The following is a 26,259-nucleotide window of genomic DNA, read 5'->3' as shown; positions in this document are numbered from 1 at the left end:
TCTTCCGTCAGCACTCAGTAACCCTGTTCGGCAACCGCCTTGGCCGCAGTGATCAGGCACTGGGTCAGTTCCGGCGAAGAAAATTTGGTCAGCACCGCGTTGGCCCCGGCCAGTCGTGCTTTCTCTGCATTCATCGCACTGTCCAGCGACGTGTGCAGCAGTACATAAAGATGCGCGAAATCCGGGGTTTCTCGCAGGGTGCGGGTGAAGGCGTAGCCGTCCATCTCGGACATTTCGATGTCCGAGACAATCAGGTTGATCTGCTGCGCGGTGCCTTGCAGGTCCAGCAGGCAGTCGATGGCTTCCTTGGCGCTGCGGGCCGTATGGCATTGCAGGCCCAGGTTACGCAGGGTGTGTACCGATTGTTGCAAGGCGACCTGACTGTCGTCGACTACCAGGATGCGCGCGTTGCCGAGCAACTCGGCGTCTTCCATGCTCAGCTCGGTCGGCGCCATTTCGATTTGGGCAGGAGCAATGCCGTGGATGACTTTTTCGATGTCCAGCACTTGTACCAGGGTGCCATCGACCGACGTCACGCCGGTGATGTAGGCACGCAAACCACCGGAGCCGAAGGGCGGCGGGCGGATGTCGGTAGTCAGGCAATGGACGATCTTGCTCACTGCCTGCACGTGCAGGCCCTGCTTGGAGCGGCTGACGTCAGTAACGATCAGGCAGCCGCCGTTCGGGTCTTCCAGCGGCCGCTCGCCGATGGCACGGCTGAGATCAATCACCGACAGCGACGAACCGCGCAGGGTGGCGATGCCTTTGACGTGGGGATGCGACTCCGGCAGCCTGGTCAGCGGCGGGCAGGGAATGATTTCACTGACCTTGAGCAGGTTGATCGCCATCAGCTTGCCGCTGCGCAAGGTAAACAGCAGAAGCGAAAGTGAGTCTGCGCGGGCTTTGGTGGTGGACATAAAAACCTTCTGTGGAAAAAGGTGATGGGCGAGTGAACAATCGCCAAAAGCTATCGATGCCGGGTTATCGACTCGTACAGGGCAGGCTTTAGCTATTCGGGTGAATGGTAGTTCGTCTTCGCGAGCAAGCCTGCCCGCACAGTTGATCGCATTCCAAATGTGGGAGCGGGCTTGCTCGCGAAGGGGTCCTCACTTCATACCCAGTCTCTTGGCCATCCGCCCAAGATTCGCCCGATCCAGGCCTAGCTCACGGGCCGCGCTTGCCCAGTTGTTGTTGTGCCGTTCCAGGCAGGCACCGATCAACTGGCGCTGATAGTTTTCGGTCGCCTCGCGCAAATCGCCGGTCACCACCGGCGTGACGGTGGCAGCGGGCTGCTCGGTAGCGGCTTCAATGCTGGCATTGGGCAAGTCCAGGTCGGCGGCGCTCAGGCTGAGAATCTTCGGCCGATCCTTGCAATTGCCCAGGGCTTTCAAGGCGCTGCGGCCGATCAGATGTTCAAGCTCGCGCACGTTGCCGGGCCAGTCGTAGGCCAATAGCGCGACCTGGGCGTCGCTGTTCAGGCGCAGGCTGTTGAGGCCCATGCGCGAGCGGTTCTGCTCCAGGAAGTAACCGCTGAGCAGCAGCACATCGCGCCCGCGATCGCGCAGGGCCGGCACCAGCAGCGGATAAACGCTGAGGCGATGGTAGAAGTCGGCGCGATAACGGCCGCTGCGCACTTCTTCGGCGAGGTCGCGGTTGGTCGCCGCGATCAGGCGCACGTCCACCTGATGCTCCTTGTCCGAACCCAGTCGCTGCAGCTGACCGCTCTGCAATACCCGCAGCAACTTGGCTTGCACGGTCAGCGACAACTCACCGACTTCATCGAGAAACAGCGTGCCGCCATTGGCCAGTTCGAACTTGCCACGGCGGTCGTTCATCGCCCCGGTAAAGGCGCCGCGGACATGGCCGAACAACTCGCTTTCCACCAGTGTGTCGGGCAGCGCGGCGCAGTTGAGGCTGATGATCGGTTTGTCGGCGCGGGGCGAGGCGGCGTGGATGGCCTGGGCCACCAACTCCTTGCCGACCCCGGTTTCGCCAGTGATCAGCACGGTCAGGTCGCTGCCGCCCACCAGGCTGATTTCTTCAACCAGGCGTTTGTGGGCCTTGCTCTGGCCAATCATCTCGCGATTCTGCTGGCCACTGGCCTGGCGGTAGACCTCGGCGCGCTGATGTTCATCTTCGACCCGGTTGTTCAGCCGCTCGATGCGTTCGGCGGCGTTGACCGTGGCGGCCGCGAGGCTGGCGAAGGCTTGCAGGGCATCCAGTTCGATGGGCTCGAAGCGCTCCGGATCGAGTGCGTCGAGGGTCAACAGGCCCCATGGGCGCTCGTCGATGAACAATGGGCAACCCATGCAGTCGTGGACTTCCAGATGATCATCCAGGCCATCGACCAGACCGTCATAGGGGTCAGGCAAGTCGCTGTCGGCAGCGAAACGGGTCGGACCGGGGCCGCTGAGCAGCGCTTCGAAACGCGGGTGTTCGCTGACCTTGAAGCGCCGACCGAGGGTGTCGGTGCTCAAGCCGTCGACGGCCAGCGGCACCAGCCATTCACCGTCAAGGCGCAGCAGGGCGGCGGCGTCGCAGGGCAGCAGGGCGCGCATGGCTTCCAGCAGGCGGCGATAACGCTCGCCCTCGGGCAGTTCGCGGGACAGGTCGGAGACCAGGGGCAGCAGGGCAGTGAGCAGGGGTTTTGCAGTCATAGTGACTCCGTGTAGTCGACATGACTATAAATCAGGTGGTGTCTTAATGACTATTAAGTTCTTATCTTATTGATTTATAACGATTAAATAGTTGGCATGGAAGCTGATAAGCATAGGTAATCCGTTAGCAACCCGAGAACCAGGAGTCACCTTATGCTGAGCGTTCAAGACCGTGCCATCGTCAAATCCACCGTACCGTTGCTCGAAAGCGGTGGCGAAGCGCTGATCACGCACTTCTACCGCATGATGCTCTCCGAATACCCGGAAGTCCGCCCGCTGTTCAACCAGGCCCACCAGGCCAGCGGTGATCAGCCGCGTGCCCTGGCCAACGGCGTATTGATGTATGCGCGCCATATCGACCAACTCGACCAGTTGGGCGACCTGGTGGCCAAGATCATCAACAAGCACGTGGCCCTGCAGATCCTGCCGGAACACTATCCGATTGTCGGTAACTGCCTGCTGCGGGCCATTGCCGAAGTGCTGGGCGAAGAGATCGCCACCCCTGAAGTGATCGCGGCCTGGGGCGCGGCCTATGGCCAGCTGGCGGACATTCTGATCGGTGCCGAATCCAGCATCTACGACCAGAAGGAGCAGGCCCACGGCGGCTGGCGCGGGGCGCGGGAATTCATCGTGGCCGGTAAGGTCGAGGAGAGCGCAGAGATCACCTCGTTCTACTTCGAACCGGCGGACAAAGGCCCGATCCTGGTGGCGGAACCCGGCCAGTACATCGGCATGAAACTGATCCTCGACGGTGAAGAGATCCGTCGTAACTACTCGCTGTCGGCGCTGGCGAACAAGGGCCAGTACCGCATCAGCGTAAAACGCGAGGACGGTGGCCGCGCTTCCAACTTCCTGCACGACCAATTGCATGTCGGCGCCAGCATCCAGTTGTTCCCGCCATCGGGCGAGTTCGTCCTGAGCGCCAGCGACAAACCGCTGGTGCTGATCAGTGGCGGCGTTGGCATTACCCCGACCCTGGCGATGCTCGAAGCGGCGCTGGAGACCCAGCGGCCGGTACATTTCATCCACTGCGCGCGCAATGGCAGCGTGCATGCCTTCCGTGACTGGATCGACGGCTTGGCCGAGCGTCACCCGCAACTCAAGCGGTTCTACTGCTACTCCGAAGATGACGGTGTGAGCCCGGCGGCACACAAGGTTGGTTTGTTGAGCCAGCAGCAGTTGAATGCATGGCTGCCGGAGCAGCGTGACCTGGACGCTTACTTCCTGGGGCCAAAAGGCTTCATGGCTGCAGTGAAACGCCACCTCAAGGCACTGGGCGTGCCGGAGAAGCAAAGTCGTTACGAGTTCTTCGGGCCGGCAGCGGCACTGGAGTAAGGCTCTGGCGCGGTGAGTCTGCCTCACCGCGTCGCCTTCATCGCGGGCAAGCCATGCTCCCACAGGTTTTGTGTCGTTCACATCAATCTGGATCGACACAAATCCCTGTGGGAGCGTGGCTTGCCCGCGATAGCTTCACCTCGGTCCTGAACTGAAAAAAGCCAGAAAGTTAATCCCTGCTTAACCGCCTTGTCGTCTATTCCCCCGAATCCCCCCGGACACGCTCCAGACTCTCAAAGGTCCGGGCCAGCGTGTAGACTGGCGGGCACTGGAAATCTTGAAGGGAAACGCGATGAGCGATGAATCCATGCGGTTGGGGCGTGAACGGCGCTACCTGGTGTTGTTGGGCATCATTTGCCTGGCGCTGATCGGCGGCGCGTTGTACATGCAAATTGTTCTGGGCGAGGCGCCTTGCCCGCTGTGCATCCTGCAACGTTATGCGTTGCTGCTGATCGCGATCTTCGCCTTCATCGGCGCGGCCATGCACACCCGCCGCAGCATCACGGCGTTCGAAACCCTGGTGGTGATCTGCGCGCTGGCAGGCGCAGGCGTTGCCGGGCATCACGTCTTTACGCAGTTCTATCCGGCGGTCAGCTGCGGCATCGATGTGCTGCAACCGATTGTCGATGGGTTGCCGCTGGCGAAGATCTTCCCGTTGGGCTTCCAGGTCGATGGTTTCTGCTCCACGCCATACCCGCCGATCCTCGGTCTGTCGCTGGCGCAGTGGGCGCTGGTCGCCTTCGTGCTGATCGTGGTGCTGGTGCCATTGCTGACGTCGCGTAACCGCAAAGCGCTGCGCTGAGGTCATCTGCCGCCACGCATTGTCGGACAAAAAAGCCCCGTTCCTCGCAGAGAGGACCGGGGCTTTTTTTGTCTTGCCGAGCCATTTCAGAGGCCAGATAAAAAGACCGTGATGTGTGACAGCCAAGGGTGCGACACATGTGCGACATGTTGTCACAGAGCCGGTGTCGCAGGGCCTTCGAGGAGGCCGGATTGGTGCATGGAAACGTAACGAAATTGGGCTGATTTGCAGGCTTCCGGTTTTTTCCGTTCCGAGCGCAATCAGGCAGTTTTAACACGGCTTGGCGAATAGCCAGAGCCCCCGTCATATCGGGGCTCAGGCAAGGTAAAGGGCAGTGAAGAGGGACCCGATACTGTCTGAACTGTGGGCGGAAGACCTACTAATTTTGGTGTTTTTGTTGAGAATTAATTTCGATAAGATGCGCCACTTTTGCGAAAACGGTTAATGATTGTTGCCGGTTCGGATAAAAATTATTTCGGGATGAGACATGGTTTATAAAACGTTACATATCTACAATCGCCCGCACTGAATTCCCGGCACTGCTCAAATCTTAACCAGGCGTGAGCAGAAACAGGGTGTCGAGAAGTCTGGTGGCTTCATGCGATGCCCAGGTGTCGGAGTCTCCAACTATCCGCACCAAATGGAATTGGTCTGTAAAAAGGCCTTTGACCACGAATTCGAATAAGAACTCACCGCAGGCCCAGGATTTGTCGAAACGCGTCTGACGCACGACGGGCATGCCCTTATTCAATCCAAGAAAAATGCCAACCCTTGGCAGGGTGAAGTGTTGGCGATCAAAACCCAACTGCATTGCGCAAGCTGCTTTAGAGGTCGTGAGATGAGTAAAAACAGGTACCCCAGACTACTAGGCTTATTGCCGCTGATCGGCACATTGCTGCTGTCAGGCTGCAACATGACCTTGCTCAATCCCAAGGGCCAGGTTGGTCTGGATGAGCGAAACCTGATCATCACCGCAACGCTGCTGATGCTGTTGGTCGTGGTTCCGGTCATCGTCATGACCTTCCTGTTCGCCTGGAAATACCGCGCCTCCAACACCAACGCTACCTACACCCCGAAATGGAACCACTCCACCAAGATCGAGATCGCGGTGTGGGCTGTTCCAGTTCTGATCATCATTGCCTTGGGTTACGTCACCTACAAGTCGACCCACGCCCTCGACCCGTACAAGCCGCTGGAATCCGACGTCAAGCCGGTGACCATCGAAGTGGTCGCGCTGGACTGGAAGTGGCTGTTCATCTATCCGGAACAAGGCATCGCCACGGTCAACAAGATCGTGTTCCCGGCGCACACCCCGGTCAACTTCAAGATCACTTCCGACGCCGTGATGAACTCATTCTTCATCCCTGCTCTGGGCGGCCAGATCTACGCGATGGCGGGCATGCAGACCAAGCTGCACCTGATCGCCAACGAGAACGCTGAAATGGACGGTATCTCCGCCAACTACAGCGGCGCTGGTTTCACCGGCATGAAATTCAAAGCGATCGCCACGACTCAGGAAGATTTCGACGCCTGGGTAAGCGAAGTCAAAAAGGCACCTAAACAGCTTGAACAAGCTGAATACGCAGCCCTTTCCAAGCCAAGCCAGAACAACCCAGTCGAGCTCTACTCCTCGGTTACGCCGAACCTGTTCCAGACCATCGTCGACAAGTACGAAGGCATGAAACCGGGTCCTAAGGTGCACCACGAGAAAGAAGAGAAAGAAGTGGCCGCTACGGACATGAACTCGCATTCAGCTGCCGGGGCAGAGGAGTAAACGATGTTTGGTAAATTAAGTTGGGAAGCGATCCCGTTCCACGAGCCGATTGTCATGGTGACCATCTCCATGATCGCGCTCGGTGGTCTGGCGTTGTTCGCTGCAATCACCTACTTCAAGAAGTGGACCTACCTGTGGACCGAGTGGCTGACGTCGGTCGACCACAAGAAAATCGGCGTGATGTACATCATCGTCGCCATGGTCATGCTGCTGCGCGGCTTTGCCGACGCCATCATGATGCGTACCCAGTTGGCCATGGCCACCGAAGGTTCGCCTGGCTACCTGCCACCTGAACACTATGACCAGATCTTCACCGCCCACGGTGTGATCATGATCATCTTCATGGCGATGCCATTCTTCACCGGCCTGATGAACCTTGCAGTGCCGCTGCAGATCGGCGCGCGTGACGTTGCCTTCCCGTTCCTGAACTCCCTGAGCTTCTGGCTGCTGGTTTCCGGCGTGGTGCTGATCAACCTGTCCCTGGGCGTCGGCGAATTCGCCAAGACCGGCTGGGTTGCCTATCCGCCGCTGTCGGGCCTGCAATACAGCCCTGGCGTGGGGATGGATTACTACATCTGGGCGCTACAGCTATCGGGTCTGGGGACAACGCTGACGGGGGTCAACTTCCTGGCCACCGTGCTGAAAATGCGTACCCCTGGCATGAAGCTGATGGACATGCCGATCTTCACCTGGACCTGCACCTGGGCCAACGTCCTGATCGTGGCTTCGTTCCCGATCCTGACCGCTACCCTGGCTCTGCTGACGCTTGACCGTTACATGGATTTCCACATTTTCACCAATGAACTTGGTGGCAATCCGATGATGTACGTCAACCTGTTCTGGGCTTGGGGTCACCCTGAGGTGTACATCCTGATCCTGCCGGCGTTCGGTATCTTCTCCGAAGTCATCTCGACCTTCACCGGCAAGAAACTGTTCGGCCACCACTCGATGATCTACGCATCGGGCGCGATCTCGATCCTGGGCTTCATGGTTTGGCTGCACCACTTCTTCACCATGGGTTCGGGTGCCAGCGTCAACGCCTTCTTCGGTCTGGCAACGATGCTGATTTCCATCCCGACGGGTGTGAAGCTGTTCAACTGGCTGTTCACCATCTATCAAGGCCGTCTGCGTTTCACCAGCCAGGTTCTGTGGACCCTGGGCTTCATGGTGACCTTCGCCATCGGCGGCATGACCGGCGTACTGCTGGCCATCCCGGGTGCCGACTTCGTTCTGCACAACAGCCTGTTCGTGATCGCGCACTTCCACAACGTGATCATCGGCGGTGCGGTATTCGGTTACATCGCCGGCTTCGGCTTCTACTTCCCTAAAGCGTTCGGCTTCAAGCTGCACGAAGGTTGGGGCAAGGCAGCGTTCTGGTTCTGGATCAGCGGCTTCTTCGTCGCGTTCATGCCGCTCTATGCACTGGGCTTCATGGGCATGACCCGTCGCCTGAACGCCACCACCAACCCTGAGTGGGTGCCGTACCTGTACGTCGCCATGTTCGGTGCGGTGATGATCGCAGTCGGTATCGCTTGCCAGCTGATCCAGCTGTACGTCAGCGTGCGTGACCGCAACAAGCCGGAAAACATGTGCGAACACGGCGACCCGTGGAATGCACACACCCTGGAATGGTCGACCTCGTCGCCACCTCCGTTCTACAACTTCGCCGTGCTGCCGAAAGCCGACGTTGTCGACCCGTTCACCGAAGCCAAGGAAAACGGCACCGCGTACAAGGTTGCGGCCAAGTACGAGCCGATCCACATGCCAAACAACACCGCGACCGGTGTGGTCATGGGCGCGCTGTTGACCGTGTTCGGTTTCGCGATGATCTGGCACATCTGGTGGCTGGCGATCGCTAGCCTGGCAGGCACCGTGATCTACTTCGCGATCCACGCGGCCCGTGATGATCAAGGCTATATGGTGCCGGTCGACGTGATCGAGCGCATCGAAGCCGAGCAGCACAAGCGTCTGGTCGCGGCAGGGAAAATCCCGGCCACTGCCACCCGTGTTGAAACCTCGTTGGAACAGGCTTAAACCATGTCGAACTTAGTGACCAATGCTGGACACACCCATGTCGATGGACATGGGCATGATGACCATCACCACGACTCGGGCGAGATGACCGTATACGGTTTCTGGCTCTACCTGATGACCGACTGCATTCTGTTTGCATCGATCTTCGCGGCGTACGCGGTACTGGTTAACAACGTAGCGGGTGGCCCGTCGGGCCACGACATCTTCGAACTGCCATACGTACTGGGCGAAACCGCTCTGCTGCTGTTCAGTTCGATCACCTACGGCTTCGCCATGCTGGCGTTCTTCCGGGGTAACAAGAAGCAGGTCCTGGGCTGGCTGGCCATGACCTTCCTGTTCGGTGCCGGCTTCATCGGCATGGAGATCAACGAGTTCCACATGCTGATCTCCGAAGGCTACGGCCCGAACCGCAGCGGCTTCCTGTCCGGGTTCTTCACCCTGGTCGGCACCCACGGTCTGCACGTGACCAGCGGTCTGATCTGGATGGCGATCATGATGTACCAGGTGCAGAAAAAAGGCCTGACGGCGACCAACAAGACCCGTCTGAGCTGCCTGAGCCTGTTCTGGCACTTCCTGGACGTTGTGTGGATCTGCGTATTCACCGTTGTTTATCTGATGGGGACTATGTAAATGGCTAACGCAGCTCATTCCCAACATGGCCATGACAGCCACGATGCCGGTCACGGCAGCGTCAAGTCCTACGCCATCGGCTTCATCCTGTCGGTGATCCTGACCCTGATCCCGTTCGGTCTGGTGATGTACCCGACGCTGCCGAAGTCGATCACCCTGATGATCGTCGTCGCGTTCGCAGTCATCCAGGTGCTGGTGCACCTGGTGTACTTCCTCCATCTGGACCGCTCGGCCGCGCAGCGTAACAACGTGATCGCGTTTGTCTTTGCCGCGATCGTGATTGTCCTGCTGGTTGGCTTGTCGCTGTGGATCATGTTCAGCATCCACACGTTCATGATGGCGAAGTGAGGTAAGTCCGCATGTCCCTCAAGCACTTTATCCAAATCACCAAACCGGGGATCATTTTCGGTAACGTGCTTTCTGTGGCAGGCGGATTTTTCCTGGCCTCCAAAGGGCATGTCGATCTGGCCATTTTCCTGGCCGCCATGATCGGCACGTCCCTGGTGGTTGCCTCCGGTTGCGTGTTCAACAACTGCATCGACCGCGACATCGACCTGAAGATGGAACGCACCAAGAACCGGGTGCTGGTCCAGGGCTTGATCTCCCTGAAGCTGGCCCTGGCCTATGCGACCGTCCTGGGTGTCGCCGGCGTTGCGCTGTTGTACAAGGTGGCCAACCCGTTGGCCGCGCTGTTCGCAGTCATCGGCTTCATCATCTACGTCGGCTTCTACAGCCTGTACCTCAAGCGCAAGTCGGTTCACGGCACGCTGGTGGGCAGTCTGTCGGGCGCCATGCCGCCGGTGATCGGTTACGTCGCGGTGAGCAACACCTTCGACATGGCCGCGCTGACCCTGCTGGTGATGTTCAGCCTGTGGCAGATGCCGCATTCCTATGCCATTGCGATCTTTCGCTTCAACGATTACCTGGCCGCATCGATTCCGGTGCTGCCAGTCAAGCGCGGGATCCAGGTGGCCAAGAAGCACATCCTGATCTACATCCTGGCCTTCCTCGTGGCGACCTTGATGCTGACCTTCAGCGGCTACGCCGGCATGAGCTACCTCGCCGTCGCCGCGGCCATGGGCATGTACTGGCTGTACATGGCCTGGACCGGCTACAAGGCAGTGGATGACACGGTCTGGGCACGCAAGCTGTTCGTGTTCTCGATCTTCACCATTACCGCGTTGAGCGTGATGATGTCCCTGGACTTCAAAGTGCCGACCGAGTTGCTGCTGACGTACGCGCCTTAAGGTTTAGATGCTGTAACGAAAAGCCCCGCCTTCGAGAGAAGCGCGGGGCTTTTTGTTGGGGCTTTCACTGGTTTGGGGGCCACTTCGTTTTCGACTCGGACGCGGTCTCTTGTAGGAGCTGGCTTGCCAGCGATGGTCGTTAACGATAACGCGCGTGAACTGGATAAACGCGGCGCATTTGAGTCAATCGCCAGCGAGCCGGCTCCTACAGTTTCCCGGGAATGTGTGAGAACCCTTTTGTTGGGGGAGTTCTGATGGACCGTGTTGTCGCCATCGCGACGCGGTGTTTCAGGCATTTCGCGAGGATAATTCGTTGCTTTGTGCCTGTAGGAAGTTTCAAAAAAACGCGGGGCTTTTTCATTCAAACCTCCTTACTCGTCGTCCTCTGCAAAGAAGGATCTGATCATTCAGGAAAGAGGAGTATGGCATTTGGGAAACGTCCTAACGACAGCACCTGCGGTGCTAGGTATGGTCTGCCTGGACCAGCCATGAGCGAAGCGTTCACGTTGGAGCAGATGATATTGGCAGGGTATCTGTACTCGATGGACAGCAGGAGGCCGCATGAGAAGTCGTGATCTTTTTGGAGAGTTGATGCAGGGCGTTGACGAGATGGCGGCTCAACGTGAACGCAGATTTGCGAAAGGTATTGATTCAGTGGTGGGCACGCCGATTCCCGACTTGGAAACGAACGAACTCCTGGTGCAGCAGACAATGGTGCATACGCCGCCAGCTGACAACCGCTAAAGCTGCTACTTAAGAAAAAATTGAGATAATCTTTAAATCTTAAGATTTTATTGGCCCGCTAAAGAAAAACTGCGAGGCTCTCTCAAAAATGAGGATTTGCGCGATGAGCTTAGCGGGATATGCCTGTTTACAAGACACTCTGCGGCTTTCAGCTTTCCCTTTGCGCCAAACTGCCAGCGTGCAGCCCGTTACACGGCTTGAACGAATAGGTGCGACACTGGGAGTCCCTCCTGGTATTGCCCCTGCATCAGACGACCTGCTGGGACATGTACTATTCGCCTTGAAGCATGAAGGCATTAACCTCACCATTCTAGCCCAAGCGTTACCTCAGATTCCGGTACAGGCGCTTGAAGCCGAATTGCAAAAAGCGCCAAACGGGATCTACATCCGCAAGGCTTGTTTCCTTTACGAAGCGTTCACTGGCAAAGAGTTGGCTCAACACTCTCCAGTAAAAGGTGGCTTCATCCCCCTGTTCGACCCGAAGCAGTACTTGACGATGCCTGGGGAGCGCAATTCCCGCTGGCGTGTGGAGTTCAATGGTATTGGCACGCTGGCTTACTGCGCCACTGTTGAACGAACACCTCAAATCATCGAATTGCTACAGCACGACATCCTTGCGCGCGCGCAGCAATTCATTCAAAGCCTCCCATCTGGAATGATGGACCGGGCAATCAACTGGGCCTACCTGAGTGAAACCCAGGATTCGTTCGCCATCGAGAAGGAATCGCCGAGCGAGGACAAATCCCGGCGTTTTATTCAGTTGCTCAGACAGGCGCATGAACGCATCCCACTGAGCGAGGATTACTTGGTGACCCTCCAGAATGCAACGCTTTCCAATCCGTACGATAAGGCTGTTGCGTTTCGTCACGAACAGAACCATTTGGCAAATGGTTTGCACGGCGCTGCGGGGGTTACCTATGTGCCGCCCGCACCAGAGCTGTGTCGAGAACTGATGGAACAGCTTATGGCCTTGGGAAATGAATCGACAAAGCACATCGATCCGTTGGTTGCAGCCGGGATAATCTCCTTTGGATTCGTTTTCCTTCACCCGTTCATGGATGGCAATGGGCGTCTTTCCCGCTTCCTTGTTCACCAGACACTGTGCCGTGCCGGGAGCTTGCAAAATGGCTTGTTGCTGCCAGTGTCAGTTGCAATGAAACGAGAGGAGCGTCTGTATCTGGAAACACTGCAGGAATTCTCCCGACCAGCGCGTGAGTTCTGGGAGGTTCGATGGATTGATCAGGGGAATCTGTCGTTCAACTTCACGGGACACCCGGCAATCTATCGTTACTGGGATGCTACGCCAAGCGTACGATTTACTCTGGAAATGGCTAAACATGCACTCGAAGTCGAGCTTCGTGAAGAGACCGTTTTTCTTCAAAATTACGACATGATCGTAAAAGCGGTTGATGAGCGCTACGACGTTCGGGGTAGTGACTTGTCCAGCCTGGTGATGATGTGTCTATCGCAAAACGGCACGGTCTCCAAACACCGTCGTAAGCAGTACAAGTATTCAGTTCAGGAGGAGGTGTTTGACTATATCGAGCAGGTCTCGCAGGCCCTGCTTAAGGGCCAGGAGGAGGGCGAAGTCTCTGACTGGTAGCGCATGGCGCGATGGTTATCGGTGTTCATACAAAAAGCCCCGTGCATCAAGAGATGCACGGGGCTTTTTCATTCATGCGCGGTTGTTACAGGGTGCATCGAGTACCTTCACCACGTCATCGATGATTGCCTTGCTCATGTCCTGCAAAAAATGTGAGGCCCAGGCATGTCGGTCGGAATCGCGAACCATGGCGGTGTCTGAGGCGAGGAGTTTGGCGAGGTGGAGCAGGTCGGAGGCGTGGGAGAGGGCAGAGATAACCGGGACACCGGCGTTGATGCGGAACAGGGGTTCGTTGGCGTGGTAGGAGAATGGGGTGAGGCCGATGGTTTTGAGGTCTTGGGGGTAGGTCATTGGGCTTCACCTCCTATTGGGCTGGAGGTGGAGGGGGATGACTGCTGTAGCAGACGGATCGATAGCGTTCATGAGTAAAACTCCCGTATCAAATTGAGAGCTACCACGTTCGTTCTCAGGCGAATGGGTGGCAGCTATGCGCGGGCTGAGAAACCGGAGATACAGGAATCCGGCAGACCCGCAGGTCTCCCACGCACAGCCGCCATTGCACGAATGTACTGGCATAAAAAAAGCGCCGGCAATCGTGATTGGTGGCGCTTGTGCGCCCGTATCTTACTCGGATTCTCAGGCCCGGTCGCTGAATTGGCAGCGACCGGGCGAAGTTAGCCGGCAAGGATGAGGTCGGCAATCGTAGCGATCTGGTGGCCGGGGATCTCATTGGACACCGCAATCCCTGTGGGAGCGGGCTTGCTCGCGAAGGCGGTGTGTCAGGCGACAGTGATGCTGGATGTTACGGCCCCTTCGCGAGCAAGCCCGCTCCCACAGGATTTGGGGTCGACGATTATTTACTTTGTTTATCAAGCAACCGGAAAAACCGCTCGCGCACCTGCAAACTATCGCTGTGCGCCACGTTGAAGCGCAGGAACTGACTGGCATTCGGGGCTTTGCTCAGCAACGTGCCCGGCGCCAATACCATATTGTTTTCCAGCCCCTGTCGAGCCAGCGTCTCGGCGTGCAAGCCATCCGGCAACCGCGCCCAGATAAACACGCCTTCTCCCGGCAATGAAGACAATGAACACCCGGCCTCCGCCAGCCAACCCGCCACACGGCTATTGGATTCATACAGCCGATCCACCGTGCGCCGCGCATGCTTGGCGTAGCTGCCATCGCTGAGCATGGTGCAGGTGATCTGCTCCGCCAGTTCCGAGGTCACGCCACCGCAGGCCATTTTCAGCGCGACCATGCGTGCCGCCAGTTGTGGCGACAGCACGGTGTAGCTGACCCGGCTGTTGGCGGTCAGGGTCTTGGAGAAGCCGGAGACGTAACTCACATTGTCCAGCCCGCTGGCCGCCAGGCGCGGAGTGCGGCGTTGCTGGATGTCGCAGTACAGATCGTCCTCGACAATGTGAAAACCGTAGCGGTGGCTCAACTCCACCAAGCGGTAAACCTGGGCCGGGGTGAACGAGTGACCGGTCGGGTTATGCAGTGTGCTGTTGGTCATGTACAGCACGGGTTTGTGGGTAATCAGCAGTTGCTCGAACGCGTCGAGGTCCATGCCGTCGCAATCCCGGGCGATGGTGATGACCCTGGCCCCGTGCAGCGCCAGATTGGCGTGCATGTTGAAGTAGCAGGGGTCGTCGAGCAGTACGGTGTCGCCGGGTTTGACCAACAGGCGCATCAGCAGGTCGATGGCCTGCATGGTATTGGCGGTTGTGATGATCTGGTCCACCGGCGCTTCGATGCCGAAGGTCGCCAGTTTGACCCGCAAGGCCTGGCGCAACGGCAAGTAACCGCCGGCCACGCCGTACTCGCCCATGCGCAACGACGTCGCTCGCAGGGTACTGCGTACGGCCTTCTGCAATTCATCGGCAGGTAGCCAGGAGGTCGGCAGAAAACCGCAGCCGGGGCGCAACGCGCCGTTGTCCAGCAGCAGTGCGCGGCGTACCACGCTCAGGGTGTCCTGGGGTTGCAGGTCCGGGCCGGTGCCGCTTTGCAGCGCGGCGCTGGAGCGATGCACGTAATGCCCCGAACCCTGGCGTGACACCACCAGCCCCTTGGCCCGCAAGCGGTCCAGTGCATCGACCACCGTGGACTTGCCCACGTTCATCAAGTCGGAGAGTTCGCGAATCGGCGGCAGCTTGGCGCCATGGGGCAGGCCACCGGTACTGATCGCCCGGGTCAGTTGATCGACGATCTGCTGCACCAGCGGCATGCCGGGCTGGAATTCAATGGCGGCAATGACTGCACGTTGAACCTGCATTTTACTGGTCTCTGCAGCAGTAAAGTTCGTTGGATTCTATACGAACTTGCCCTGATCAGGACACGCCTCTCTCACTACCATGCCCTTACAGACTTTTCTGAGTGCCGGCCTTTGTCGGCGGGCATTGATCCGGTTCTTGAGGTGTTGCATGGGTGTCGAAACAACGGTCGCAGTGGCCAAGCCGGTCATTAACCTGCGCCTATTCACGATCCGGATCATCACCGCTGTCTCGCTGTTCGCGGTGCTGGGCAAGGCCAACGTCTGGCTCGACACTGCCACCAACAGCATCCTGGCCCTTGGATACCGCGCCCTGTTGCTGCTGTTGCCCCTGACTTTACTGGTGCTTGGCCGTCGCTCCCTGAGCGTCACGCTGCTGTGTGCCGGCCTTGGCCTGGTGTTGCTGGCGTTGACCAGCAATCAAGGCATGGTGATGTTTGCCGCCGCCCTGTTTGCCTACGGCATTGCCATAGCCGGGTACCTGATCAAGAGCGAAGCGGCGCAGACCAAGGAGGGCGCAGCCTACAACCGCGTGGCCATGAACATGGGCAGCCTGGTGGCGGGTTTGATCCTGTTGTCGCCGCTTCTCACGCCTGCGATGTTTTTCCTCGGTGCTGCGGCGTTCGTGTTGCTGTGCCTGCCGATCGCCCTCGGCGCCACCTTCACCAGCGAACCGGTGGTAGCTCGCCCGGCCAGTCAGGTCGGCAGCAACTGGGGCAACAAGCTGCCCTGGGTCATTGCCGGGATCATCATGGGCATCAAGCTGTTCGGGGTGTTCTCGATCCTGCCACAGGCGATCCTGCTCAAGACCGGAGAGCTGCCGGCCTGGTACGGCTTGATGCTGATCCTCAACAGCGCCGTGGTGGTGTTTGCCCAGGTGCCGGTGATGAAACTGATCGAGCGCACCGGGCGCTTCAAGGTCGTGGCGGTGATCGGGATCATCGTCGGCGGTTTTGCGGTGCTGTCTTCGCCAGCCGCGTTCCACGTCGAAACCCTCGCCGGGGCGCTGATCTGGGTGGCACTGCTGTCGATCGCCGAATGCGCCTTCAGTTACCTCGATTATTTCTCGGTCAAGCAAAACAACATGTTCGTCAAGGAAGTGTCCCTGGGTGTGGGGGCCGGGCTGACCGTGTTGATCATGCGAGTGGTGCCGGCGCCGTACAACGCGCTGGTCCTCGCCGCCATCGGCGCCGGCGGGATCCTGGCCTGGTACTGGCTCAACCGTAAATCCAATGCGTCGCTGCATGACTGAGTCAGCGTCGTTGCGGTTTTCACCTTGCAGGTCGGGGGCATCAATGAATACGACTTCATGCGTAGTAGTGGTCGGTTACAACGGCAATCGCGTGCACGACATCCAGAAGCTGCGCGAGTTGTGCAAGTCGCTCTACAACGCCAGGCTCATCCTGCTGGTCGAGAAGATTCAGCCCCATGACGATCAGGTGGCCGATCACGTCTGCAGCACTTCGCTGGCCGAGAAAGATGTGGCGGCGTCCCTTGAACTGGTGGTCGGGTGCCTGAATGCCGACAGCTGGAAGTTGATCGGTGTTCTGCCGTTCTCCGACCGTGGCGTGCTGCTCGGCGCTGCGCTGGCCAGTCACTTCGGTCTGCCGGGCATTACTACCGGCGAAGCCCGGGCGGGCCTCGACAAGCAGATCTTTCGCGGGCTCGAAGCGGCTGCCGATACCTCACCCGAAGAATACCGTCCGGTGTTTTCCGCGCGGGTCGAAAGCCTGCCGGAACTGCGCCAACGCGTCGTCGAACTGGGCGGCAAGGCTTTCATCAAACCCGCGTGCGAAGGCGCGAGCCGGGGCTGTCGCGTCATCCATCACCCTTCGGAGTGCGATGACGCCTGGCTCGCCCTGAAACCTTATCGCGAAGGCGGCATCGTCCTTGAAGAGCTGGTGCAGGACGCCCGCGAATACAGCTGGGACTACGTGGCCGGCAGCACCTGGGTCACTGAAAAAACCACCACCGAAGGCGCCTATCGCGCAGAGATCCAGCAAGTCGTACCCGCACCGCTTCCGGCTGAGGTACAGACGCGTTTGATGGCGGCCGGGCGGCATATGTCGTCTTTGGTGTCCCAGGACAATGGCGCCTGGCACAACGAAGTGTTCCTGCGCAGCGACAACCTCACCTCCGCCGTGGAAACCAACATGCGCCCCGGCGGCATGCACATCTGGGACCTGGCCAAACGCGCCTTCGTCAATTTCGATCCGTGGGAGCGCTGGGTGCGCTGGGCGGTGGAAGGCAAGGCCGAACAGCACCAGCCAGAGGCTCGCGGCTACTGCGGCATTCGCCTGCTCAAGGCACCGACCGGTGGCATCTTGCGCGCAACGCCTGACATCGAGGCCCTGGCCCGCGCACTGCGTATCGACCTGGTGGAGGGGCAGTACGCAAAGCGTATCGGCGACTCGGTCAGCGCGCTGGTCAAGGACAACTTCTCATTCATCGGCCACATCGTGTTGTTCAACGAACACTACGGGCAACTGAGCAACGACCTGTTGCGTCTGGCCGAGGCGATTGAGTCACGCACTGAGGTGACTTGCCTGGTACCGGCCACCCGCGCCGTGTGTTGAGCCAGCAAGCAGCCGTTTTTTGCATTACTGATCTAGAGGGTTCGATCAATGATCCATCACATGACCTGCGATGAACGCTTCATCGCCCTGGCCAAAGAATTTGGTTATGACATCTACGGCGAAAACACCGCAGGTGGGCACTACGCGCCGCTGATCCGTCATCACGATGAGCTGTACATCAGCGGCCTGGTGCCGCGCATGAACGGCAAGATCCATTACCCCGGCCGCGTCGGACTGGACCTCACCATGGCTGATGCGCAAGCGGCCGCCAGCATCAGTGCGATGCGTGGGCTGGCACTGATCGTCGATGCCATTGGTTCGCTGGACAAGATCAAGTCATTGATTCGGGTAACGGTCTATGTGAAGTCCACGGCGGACTTTGTCGATTTGAGCGAAGTGGCCAACGGCGCCTCGGATGTATTCAGCCATGTACTGGGCGATGCCGGTAAACATACACGCACCACAGTCGGTGTTTATCAGCTACCCAAGAATGCCGCGATAGAAGTGGACATGATTGCCGCCTTGCGCCCATCGGTTTTATAAGTTATTTCCAGACTTTACAGCGCTGAACCGTTAACTTAAGGTTTGGCGCTAAAGTATGGAGAATAAGATGAAAGGATGTGCGAATGGATAACTTTCAAGGTGCATTTTTTTCATATAAGGACTTTCGTCAAAGCCTGCACCATCGAGCGCCAAGTCCCAAGGTATGGAAAGGCACCGAACTAGCGGGTATGCGTCAGGCCCTTGAAGCCAGCGACATTGATATTGTCGCTTTGGCTCACGACAAAAGCATTGAGGGTTGTGAAGTGACGCCTGGCATGGCGATCGCCATGCAATGGCTGAATCCCGGTGTGACGCTCAACGGTCATGCTCATTCCTGGTGGCATCTGTTCATTATCCAGTGCGGCAGCGGCGTGATGACCCTCGGCGATGCCGATGAAGTCGAGGTCAGCAGCGGCGACGTGCTGCTGGTGCCGGCCTGGACCCGGCATGGGTTCGTCAACACCAGCAAATACGAGCCTCTGGCGATGCTGAACATGAGCAACATGCCACAAATGGCACTGCTCTCGAACTTTGCCGACAGCCATGGCCTGATCACCACCCAGCCGTAATTTCCCAGCGCATCAGCCAAGGGAGCCAACCAATGTTGGCTCCCTTTTTTGTTTTTCCGACCTGCCTCCGGTGTCGCCTTTTGCAGCGGTATTACCGGGGTCCTGGCTGTGCGTCTGCCGCTGGAAAACAACTTTTCTGTATCGATTGAAACAGGCAAATTCTGTATCTATCCAGCCTTCAGTCAACTAATTACGATCACTTCCCATGCACGTTAATCCCTGCAGTCAGTGAATGGAGTGTTCTATGGAAAACAGGAAGCTAAAACTGTATATCGGCGCCGACTATGTCAGCGCTTTTGCGATGTCGGCTTTTGTGGCGCTCAAGGAAAAGCAACTTTCATTTGAACTTGTTATGGTGGATTTAAAGACGCGCGAAAACTATATGCCGGGTTATCGCGATCTTTCGCTGACATGCAAAGTTCCAACGCTGGTTCACGCAGGTTTTGCCTTGTCGGAGTCATCGGCGATTGCCGAATACCTCGATGAACTCTCCCCAGGGCATAAAAAACTCTATCCGCAGGACATCCAGCAGCGCGCCCGTGCCCGTCAACTGCAGGCCTGGCTGCGCAGTGACTTGCTGGTGGTGCGTAAGGAGCGCCCGTTTGACCTGGTCTACTTCGGTAAAAAAGATGTGCCCCTGAGCGCCGATGCCCAAGCCGCCGTCGAGCGCCTGTTCTTCGTCGCCGATCGTTTGCTGGAGGAGGGTGCCGAGCACCTGTTCGGTGACTGGAGCATTGCCGACACCGACCTGGCAATCATGCTCAACCGGCTGGTTGCCAACGGCGACCCAGTGCCGGCACGGCTCGCGGCCTATGTGTGCCGCCAGTGGGATCGCGACAGCGTCCGGGCGTGGATGGACATAGAGCGCAAAGCGCCGGCCATCGCGTAACAACACTCAGGGCAATCACCAGGAGCGCGGCCATGCAAGGACTGTCGGAGCACGAACGCTACAAACCCTATAACTCACGCACCATCCGCGACTCACCCTACTGGCACAAGTTGACGCCGGCGCTGCAGGAGGCCATGACCGTGGTAGCCCGGGTCATGCCGTTTCGCACCAACGAATACGTGTTGGGCACGCTGATCGACTGGAACAACATTCCCGACGATCCGGTTTTCCGCATGACCTTTCCCCACAAGGACATGCTGCTGCCGGAGGAATATGCCTCGCTCAAACAACTGATCGAGCAGGATGACAGCGCAGCGATCAAGCGTCGGATCGAGGCGATCTGGTTGCGCATGAATCCTCATCCGGCCGGGCAGTTGACCCACAACGGTGCCAGTCTCAACGGCAAAGTCCTGCCGGGCATCCAGCACAAGTACCGTGAGACCGTGCTGTTTTTCCCCGGTGCCGGTCAGACCTGTCATGCGTACTGCACTTTCTGTTTCCGCTGGGCGCAATTCATTGGCGAGGAAGAACTCAAGTTCAACGCCCGTGAGTCCCAGGAACTGGTCAGTTACCTGAGGCTGCACAGCGAAGTGACCGACGTGCTGATTACCGGCGGCGATCCGATGATCATGAACACCCGCTCGCTGGCCGGTTACATCGAACCGCTGCTGCAATTGCCACACCTGAAGAACATCCGCATCGGCACCAAGTCCGTGGCGTACTGGCCGCAACGTTTTGTCAGCGACAAGGATGCGCCTGAGCTACTGGAGCTATTCCGGCGAATCGTTGCGGCGGGGAAAAACCTGTCGATCATGGGGCACTACAACCACCCGGTGGAGATCCGCCCGGCCATCGCCCGCCAGGCCGTCGAGCGCATTCGCTCGACGGGCGCGACGCTGCGCATGCAGGCGCCGGTGATCCGCCACATCAACGAAAACCCCGCAGACTGGGCCGCGCTGTGGACCGAAGGCGTGCGGCTCGGAGCCGTGCCGTACTACATGTTTGTCGAACGCGACACCGGCCCCAGCCACTACTTTGCAATGCCACTGGCCCGGGCCTTCGAGATCTTCCAGGCGGCGTACCGCACGGTATCCGGGCTGGCGCGCACGGTGCGTGGGCCGTCCATGAGCACCTTCTACGGCAAGGTGTTGATCAACGGCATCGAGACCGTCGCCGGGGAAAAGGTCTTCGTCCTGCAGTTCCTCCAGGCACGCAATCCGCAATGGGTGTTGCGCACGTTCCATGCGCGCTTCGACCCGCAAGTGACCTGGTTCGACGACTTGCAACCGGCATTCGGCGAGCGTTCGTTCTTCTTTCAAACCGAGCTCAGCGCCATGCCGGAATTGATACCCGTGTTGCTGGAAACAGCGTAGGAAATTTCATGAAAAATGGGGAGATATGGAGATGAGCAGTATCCCGTTTGATCAGCGCGAGGGGGTTATCTGGCTCGACGGCGAGTTCGTCGAGTGGTCCCGGGCGCAGTTGCATGTGTTGACCCATGGCCTGCATTACGCGAGCACCGTGTATGAAGGCGAGCGGGTCTACAACGGCAAGGTCTTCAAGCTGCGCGAGCACAGTGAGCGCTTGTATCGTTCGGCGCAATGGATGGACTTTGCCATCCCCTATGAGCTGGCGGAACTGGAAGCGGCGAGCCTTGAACTGCTGCAACGCAACAAGGTGGTCGACGGTTATCTGCGCCCGGTGGCCTGGCGCGGCAGTGAAATGATTTCCACCTCGGCGCGTTTCAACCGTGTGCACGTGGCTATCGCTTGCTGGCAGTGGCCGAGCTATTTCGACCCGGCGGCGCGCATGGCCGGCATCCGTTTGAAAACCGCGAGCTGGCGCCGTCCGCCGCCGAGCAGCAGCCCGTTCCAGGCCAAGGCATCCGGGCATTACCAGATCGCCACGCTGAGCAAGCACGACGCCGAGAACACGGGTTACCACGATGCGCTGATGCTCGACTGGCGCGGCCACGTTGCCGAAGCCACCAGCGCCAATGTGTTTTTCGTCAAAGACCGGATGCTGCACACACCGCTGGCGGATTGCTTCCTCAACGGCATCACCCGGCAGACCGTGATCGAGTTAGCCAAAGCGCTGGACTACCAGGTCGTCGAACGCACGATTTTGCCTACGGAGCTTGGCGCCTTCGATGAGTGTTTTCTCACCGGCACCGCCGCCGAAATCACTCCGGTGCAGAGCATCGATGAGCAGCGCTATCGACCGGGCGGCGCCTGCCGCGACTTCATTGCCGCTTACACCTCAACCGTAAACGCCTGATCACCCGCCAGGAATTTCACCATGTCAGATCAAGGGATTGTTGCGTCTCAACCTTACATTTCGCTGGGCCATCGTCATGAAGAACTGTCGACGGCGGGCTGGACGGTACTGACCCCCGACGAATTCGCCGATGATGTCGTAGGCACCTTGCAGGAGTTCGGTCGGATCATTCCGCAGTTCAACGGCCAGACGGCCTTTGCCATTACCCGCAAGCCGGGTTACGAAGACTTGCCGTATTCCCAGAGCATGAACGGCATCGGCCCGCACACGGAGGCGCCGGTATACGGGCCGCCGCCGCGTTATCTGGCGTTGCATTGCCATAAACAGGCCACGTGCGGTGGCGGGCACACCGGATTGGTCGACGGCTATGAATTTCTAAAGTCCCTCGAGCGCAGTGAACCGCAACTGCGCGAGTGGCTGGATGACACGCCGGTAGAATTCGTCGCCACCGCCAAACCGGGCGAACCGGAACAACGACGGGTCAAGGAGTACATCCTCACGCCGACAGAAGACGGGGATATTTTCCGCTTCAGCTACAACCAGTTTCACTACGGCGACGTGAACCCGTCCAAAGAAGCCTTGCAGCAATCGCGGGTCGCCAACAACAGCTCGTCGCTGGCCAGGTTTGCCGTGCTTGGCGAAGCGTACTTCGTCGAGCACAACGTTCCGGTGTTGATTCCCGACGGGTGCCTGCTGATTTGGGATAACTGGCGGATGATTCACGCCCGCAGTCGTTACACTGACCCGGCGCGCAACCTGACCCGCTATTGGCTGGCCTGACTTTTCCGTCGCCCTACATTCTTTTGGCGTACCCCTTTGGCGGGTACGCGCCTTACAGGTATCGCGTCATGCAAACAGCAATCGAGATCGCCCAGGTCGATCATCAACTGATCGTGCGGCTCAACCAGGCCTGGACCAAGCGCGCTACGGTGTGTTCGCCGGACAGGGGCCAGGTTGAAGAAGTGTTCGACCCCGCGCGCCCGGATTACCCGGAGTGCATGGTGCCGTTCTTCCATCATCCGAAATTCCAGGCCTTGAGCGACGAGCTCAAAAGCAGCGTGGTGACCTGGGGCTGGATCGGCTACAACCTGCGCACCGTCACTGCCGAAGAACACGTGGTCAATCCGGCGCTGAGCGTTATCGCCAAGCAGTATCTGGGCAAGGATGACTGGCATTTTCGCGAGGCCATGCAGCAAACCCTGATCGACGAGCACTACCACACACTGATGCACCTGCGCGCCATCGAGCGGACCAAACTGGATCGGGCGCTGGACCAGGATCTGGATCTGCCGCCGTCCGTCACCTACCTGCGCCTGAAGGCCCTGCATGCAGAACTGCCGGAGCAATGGCAGCGGGATCTGGCGGCGATCACTTTTGCGGTGGTAGCCGAGATCAGCGTCAACGCCTATCTGGACCTGCTGGCAGACGACCAGACCATTCAGCCGCAGAACCGCCGGGTGGCCGAACTGCACAACCGCGACGAATATGCCCACAGCAAGGTGCTGGCCGAAGTGGCGAAGGTCATGTACGCGAACATGCAGCCCACCCAGCGGGAATTTTTCGCACGCAACCTGTCAGTGGCGCTGAGTGCCTTTATCGCTCAGGACTACTCCATGTGGGAGGCGATTCTGACGCAGCTCGGGGTCGAGGATGCGGAGCTGATCATTGCCGACACCCGCGAGAGCAACAGGAACGCGACCATCATGCGTGACTACAGTGGCCTGCATAAACTGGCCCATGACCTGGGGATCAGCGACCAGATCGATTTCGATTTTCGTCCGACCCTCAAAACCACGGCGGCCGCCTGAACCCGGAGGTGCTTATGTCCACGCCTGAGTACGAAGTGTTCGCCATCCGTGTCGGTGCCAATGCCCAGCGCACCGCCAGGGAGAATTTTCTCTATGACGCCTGCTGCGGTGATCCGAATGCGCCGATGCCACTGGATTACTACTTCTGGGTCATCCGCCACAAGCAGCAGGTGATCGTGGTCGACACCTGTTTTCAACCGGCCACGGCGCACCGGCGCAATCGCCAGATGTATCGCCTACCGGAAGAATCCCTACGGCAACTGGACATCGATCCGACGCAGGTCGAGCACCTGATCCTGACCCATTTGCATTGGGATCATGCCGGCAACCTCGGGCTGTTCCCGAAGGCGACCGTGCATTTGCAGGAAGCGGAACTGCGTTTCTGCACCGGGCCGAAAATGGTCCATCGCACGGTGAATAAAACCTACGAGGTCGAAGACGTGATGTCAGCGCTGCCGCCTCTGTTCGAAGGGCGGATGCGTTTGCACAGCGGTGTTGTCGAGGTCGTGCCTGGCGTGACGCTGCACCCGGTGGGCGGGCATACACCCGGCAGTCAGGTTGTGCGGGTGAACACTGAACGCGGCTGGATCGTGCTGGCCTCGGATGCCGCGCATTTGTGGGTCAACATTCGCGAGCGCAGTCCGTTTCCGATACTCGATGACTTGGCGCAAACCCTTGAAGCGTTCACCGAGATCGATCGCCTGGCCGACGGCGATGACCACGTCATCCCCGGCCATGACCCACTGATTGCAGAGTGTTTTCCACACTGGAATGACGACCCGCATATCATTTGCCTGCATCAGCCTCCCATCTGAAAACCACCCGCAATCCTGTGGGAGCGGGCTTGCTCGCGAAGACGGCGGCACATTCAAAATTGATGTGACAGACACGCCGCTTTCGCGAGCAAGCCCGCTCCCACAGGGGAGTAGTGTCAGCCCTGATTTTTCAGGATACGTCCCAACGTCTGCAGTGCCTCATCAATCCGCGGCGAATACGGCGCGCCACAACCGATGCGCACAAAGTGATCGAAACGCCTGGCATTGGAAAAAATATCCCCAGGGGAAATCTGGATGCCGACCTTCAGTGCTTCGTGAAAAAACGCCATCGATGAATACCGGCGGGGCAATTCCACCCATAGCAGCGTGCCGCCTTGCGGGTGGGTCACGCTGGTGCCGATGGGAAAGTGGCGGGTGATCGCCGCGCTCGTCTGCTCGCGCTGTACGGTCAGGGTTTTCCTCAATCGCCGCAGGTAACGTTCGTAGGACGGTGTGCGCATGAATTCGCTGACAGCCAGTTGCGATAACGCCTCGCACCCCCGTGACTGCGTATGCTTGAGCATCTCCACACGGTCGTGCCACTTGCCGGCGCTGATCCAGCCCAGGCGCATGCCCGGTGCCAGGGTTTTGTTCAGTGAGGCGCAATAGATCACGTTGTCGCTGCGGTCCCACTGTTTGAGTGTGGACAGCGGCTGCTCGGTGTCCACCAGGTCGCCGTAGGTGTCGTCCTCGATCAGTACGGTGTTGTGCTCGGCGCACAGTTTCACCAGCCGTGCCTTGTTGGCGTCGGGCATGATGCTGCCCAGCGGGTTTTGCAGGTTGGGAATGACGATCAGTGCCTTGACCCGTTCGGGGCCTTGCAGCAGCAGTTGCAGGGCCGCCAGATTGAGCCCGGTGTGGGCCGAAGCCGGGACTTCCAGCACCCGCAGGCTCAGGCTTTCGAGGATTTGCAGCAGGCCGTAGAACGTCGGCGACTCCACGGCCACCGTGTCACCGGGGCGGGTGACCGCACGCAAGGCCAGGTTGATCGCTTCGGTGGCGCCGTTGGTGATCACGATCCGCTCGGGGGCCAGATGGGTCTTGCTGGCCAGTGCCCGCCGGGCCAGGATGCTGCGCAATGCGCTGTTGCCGCAGGTCGGGCCCGCGGTGCCAAGCAGCCGGGCGTCGTAGCGCAGCGACTTGATCATGTTGTCTTGCAAGGTCTTGATCGGATACAGCTCCGGCGCGCAGTAGGCACTGGCGAAATTGACCTTGATCGTCGCGCGCTGACTGGCCTTGAGCACCGTTGAAACCTGTTCATGAATGCCGACATACACGCTGGTATCCAGCGCTGGCGCCAAGGCAATCGGGGCAGGTTTTGGCGCGGTGTCGGGCTGGCGAATGTAGTTGCCGGAACGTGGCCGGGCTTCCAGCACACCGTAGTCTTCCAGTTCCCGACACACCTGCACGGCGGTCGACAGGCTGACGGCGTGTTTTTCCATCATCAACCGGATCGAGGGGAAGCGTTCACCGGTTTTCAAGGTGCCGCTGCGGATGGCGTCCAGGTAGTGGTTGGCCAACTGGCGATACAAGGGGGTCGTGTTCATGATGACCTCGGCAGTTGCACCACTGAGGTCTGGGCTGGAAAGTGAGTTGACGCTCCCCGCAGGCGGACCCGTGGTGCTCATGGGTGAAGGGAAGTGTTGTTCTGCGTCGATACTGGAAGAGTAATCGCGGATTTGCCCGA

General features: G+C 58.9%; 25 protein-coding genes. 19 read left to right on the top strand and 6 right to left on the bottom strand.

Going from position 1 to position 26,259, the window contains the following annotated elements:
- Positions 1-14: 14 nt before the first annotated feature.
- Both ACCD00_RS00540 and norR read right to left on the bottom strand, forming a co-directional pair.
- Complete coding sequence (locus ACCD00_RS00540) at positions 15-917, bottom strand: chemotaxis protein CheV (protein WP_413420995.1); 903 nt, start codon at positions 915-917, stop codon at positions 15-17.
- A 189-nt stretch (positions 918-1,106) separates the two neighbouring features.
- Positions 1,107-2,657: a nitric oxide reductase transcriptional regulator NorR gene (gene norR, locus ACCD00_RS00535; protein ID WP_413420993.1), complete on the bottom strand. Its 1,551-nt coding sequence runs from the start codon at positions 2,655-2,657 to the stop codon at positions 1,107-1,109.
- 153 nt (positions 2,658-2,810) lie between these two features.
- Here norR and hmpA point away from each other — a divergent pair, with 153 nt between their 5' ends.
- Together hmpA and ACCD00_RS00525 are read left to right on the top strand one after the other, a co-directional pair.
- Positions 2,811-3,992, top strand: coding sequence for an NO-inducible flavohemoprotein (gene hmpA, locus ACCD00_RS00530; RefSeq protein ID WP_413420991.1), 1,182 nt, complete (start codon positions 2,811-2,813; stop codon positions 3,990-3,992).
- Positions 3,993-4,284: 292 nt separating this feature from the next.
- Complete coding sequence (locus ACCD00_RS00525) at positions 4,285-4,794, top strand: disulfide bond formation protein B (RefSeq protein ID WP_413420989.1); 510 nt, start codon at positions 4,285-4,287, stop codon at positions 4,792-4,794.
- A 550-nt stretch (positions 4,795-5,344) separates the two neighbouring features.
- Here ACCD00_RS00525 and ACCD00_RS00520 read toward each other — a convergent pair.
- Entirely contained in the window at positions 5,345-5,605 is a 261-nt protein-coding gene (locus tag ACCD00_RS00520) for a hypothetical protein (protein WP_413420987.1), read from the bottom strand.
- Positions 5,606-5,632: 27 nt separating this feature from the next.
- Here ACCD00_RS00520 and cyoA point away from each other — a divergent pair, with 27 nt between their 5' ends.
- The 7 genes from cyoA to ACCD00_RS00485 all read left to right on the top strand — a co-directional run bounded on the left by cyoA (position 5,633) and on the right by ACCD00_RS00485 (position 12,826).
- The gene (gene cyoA, locus ACCD00_RS00515; protein WP_008018861.1) at positions 5,633-6,568 is read left to right on the top strand and encodes a ubiquinol oxidase subunit II; all 936 of its coding nucleotides are present in this window, start codon (positions 5,633-5,635) and stop codon (positions 6,566-6,568) included.
- Between the two features lie 3 nt (positions 6,569-6,571).
- Entirely contained in the window at positions 6,572-8,602 is a 2,031-nt protein-coding gene (gene cyoB / locus ACCD00_RS00510) for a cytochrome o ubiquinol oxidase subunit I (RefSeq protein WP_111281029.1), read from the top strand.
- A 3-nt stretch (positions 8,603-8,605) separates the two neighbouring features.
- On the top strand, positions 8,606-9,232 hold the full coding sequence (locus ACCD00_RS00505; protein WP_008000700.1) for a cytochrome o ubiquinol oxidase subunit III: 627 nt from the start codon (positions 8,606-8,608) through the stop codon (positions 9,230-9,232).
- Entirely contained in the window at positions 9,233-9,580 is a 348-nt protein-coding gene (cyoD, locus tag ACCD00_RS00500) for a cytochrome o ubiquinol oxidase subunit IV (protein WP_008018862.1), read from the top strand.
- An 11-nt stretch (positions 9,581-9,591) separates the two neighbouring features.
- Positions 9,592-10,479 (top strand): heme o synthase, encoded by an 888-nt coding sequence (gene cyoE / locus ACCD00_RS00495; protein WP_413420984.1) that lies wholly within the window; start codon positions 9,592-9,594, stop codon positions 10,477-10,479.
- Positions 10,480-11,040: 561 nt separating this feature from the next.
- A complete protein-coding gene (locus tag ACCD00_RS00490; RefSeq protein WP_413420982.1) occupies positions 11,041-11,223 on the top strand; it encodes a hypothetical protein in 183 nt (60 codons plus the stop codon).
- Between the two features lie 103 nt (positions 11,224-11,326).
- Positions 11,327-12,826 carry a Fic family protein gene (locus ACCD00_RS00485; RefSeq protein WP_413420980.1) on the top strand — a complete coding sequence of 500 codons (1,500 nt, stop codon included), beginning with the start codon at positions 11,327-11,329 and terminating at the stop codon, positions 12,824-12,826.
- Between the two features lie 72 nt (positions 12,827-12,898).
- On the opposite strand, the gene ACCD00_RS00480 is transcribed toward ACCD00_RS00485, so the two are convergent.
- Both ACCD00_RS00480 and ACCD00_RS00475 read right to left on the bottom strand, forming a co-directional pair.
- Entirely contained in the window at positions 12,899-13,177 is a 279-nt protein-coding gene (locus ACCD00_RS00480; RefSeq protein ID WP_413420978.1) for a DUF3077 domain-containing protein, read from the bottom strand.
- A 502-nt stretch (positions 13,178-13,679) separates the two neighbouring features.
- Positions 13,680-15,098: a PLP-dependent aminotransferase family protein gene (locus ACCD00_RS00475; RefSeq protein WP_413420976.1), complete on the bottom strand. Its 1,419-nt coding sequence runs from the start codon at positions 15,096-15,098 to the stop codon at positions 13,680-13,682.
- A 148-nt stretch (positions 15,099-15,246) separates the two neighbouring features.
- Between ACCD00_RS00475 and ACCD00_RS00470 the strand changes: the two genes are divergently transcribed.
- The 10 genes from ACCD00_RS00470 (at position 15,247) to ACCD00_RS00425 (ending at position 24,572) form a co-directional block, all read left to right on the top strand.
- Positions 15,247-16,347: a hypothetical protein gene (locus tag ACCD00_RS00470; protein WP_413420973.1), complete on the top strand. Its 1,101-nt coding sequence runs from the start codon at positions 15,247-15,249 to the stop codon at positions 16,345-16,347.
- Positions 16,348-16,390: 43 nt separating this feature from the next.
- A complete protein-coding gene (locus tag ACCD00_RS00465) occupies positions 16,391-17,671 on the top strand; it encodes an ATP-grasp domain-containing protein (protein WP_413420971.1) in 1,281 nt (426 codons plus the stop codon).
- Positions 17,672-17,719: 48 nt separating this feature from the next.
- Positions 17,720-18,214, top strand: a complete 495-nt coding sequence (locus ACCD00_RS00460; RefSeq protein WP_413420969.1) for a RidA family protein — start codon at positions 17,720-17,722, stop codon at positions 18,212-18,214.
- Between the two features lie 83 nt (positions 18,215-18,297).
- On the top strand, positions 18,298-18,783 hold the full coding sequence (locus ACCD00_RS00455; protein ID WP_413420967.1) for a cupin domain-containing protein: 486 nt from the start codon (positions 18,298-18,300) through the stop codon (positions 18,781-18,783).
- A gap of 244 nt (positions 18,784-19,027) precedes the next feature.
- Positions 19,028-19,672 (top strand): glutathione transferase, encoded by a 645-nt coding sequence (gene yfcF / locus ACCD00_RS00450; protein WP_413420965.1) that lies wholly within the window; start codon positions 19,028-19,030, stop codon positions 19,670-19,672.
- 32 nt (positions 19,673-19,704) lie between these two features.
- Positions 19,705-21,045, top strand: coding sequence for a KamA family radical SAM protein (locus tag ACCD00_RS00445; protein ID WP_413420963.1), 1,341 nt, complete (start codon positions 19,705-19,707; stop codon positions 21,043-21,045).
- Positions 21,046-21,076: 31 nt separating this feature from the next.
- Complete coding sequence (locus ACCD00_RS00440) at positions 21,077-21,949, top strand: branched-chain amino acid aminotransferase (protein WP_413420961.1); 873 nt, start codon at positions 21,077-21,079, stop codon at positions 21,947-21,949.
- Positions 21,950-21,970: 21 nt separating this feature from the next.
- Entirely contained in the window at positions 21,971-22,729 is a 759-nt protein-coding gene (locus ACCD00_RS00435; protein WP_413420959.1) for a TauD/TfdA family dioxygenase, read from the top strand.
- A gap of 68 nt (positions 22,730-22,797) precedes the next feature.
- Positions 22,798-23,757 carry a diiron oxygenase gene (locus ACCD00_RS00430; RefSeq protein ID WP_413420957.1) on the top strand — a complete coding sequence of 320 codons (960 nt, stop codon included), beginning with the start codon at positions 22,798-22,800 and terminating at the stop codon, positions 23,755-23,757.
- A 14-nt stretch (positions 23,758-23,771) separates the two neighbouring features.
- Positions 23,772-24,572 carry an N-acyl homoserine lactonase family protein gene (locus ACCD00_RS00425; RefSeq protein WP_413420955.1) on the top strand — a complete coding sequence of 267 codons (801 nt, stop codon included), beginning with the start codon at positions 23,772-23,774 and terminating at the stop codon, positions 24,570-24,572.
- Positions 24,573-24,688: 116 nt separating this feature from the next.
- Here the strand turns inward: ACCD00_RS00425 and ACCD00_RS00420 are convergent, their stop codons facing one another.
- On the bottom strand, positions 24,689-26,119 hold the full coding sequence (locus ACCD00_RS00420) for a PLP-dependent aminotransferase family protein (protein ID WP_413420953.1): 1,431 nt from the start codon (positions 26,117-26,119) through the stop codon (positions 24,689-24,691).
- Between the last annotated feature and the right edge of the window lie 140 nt (positions 26,120-26,259).

This window comes from Pseudomonas sp. Pseusp3, assembly GCF_047304225.1.
In the GTDB taxonomy this organism is placed as follows: domain Bacteria; phylum Pseudomonadota; class Gammaproteobacteria; order Pseudomonadales; family Pseudomonadaceae; genus Aquipseudomonas; species Aquipseudomonas fluorescens_CD.
This window is presented reverse-complemented; position numbering and strand designations above follow the sequence as displayed.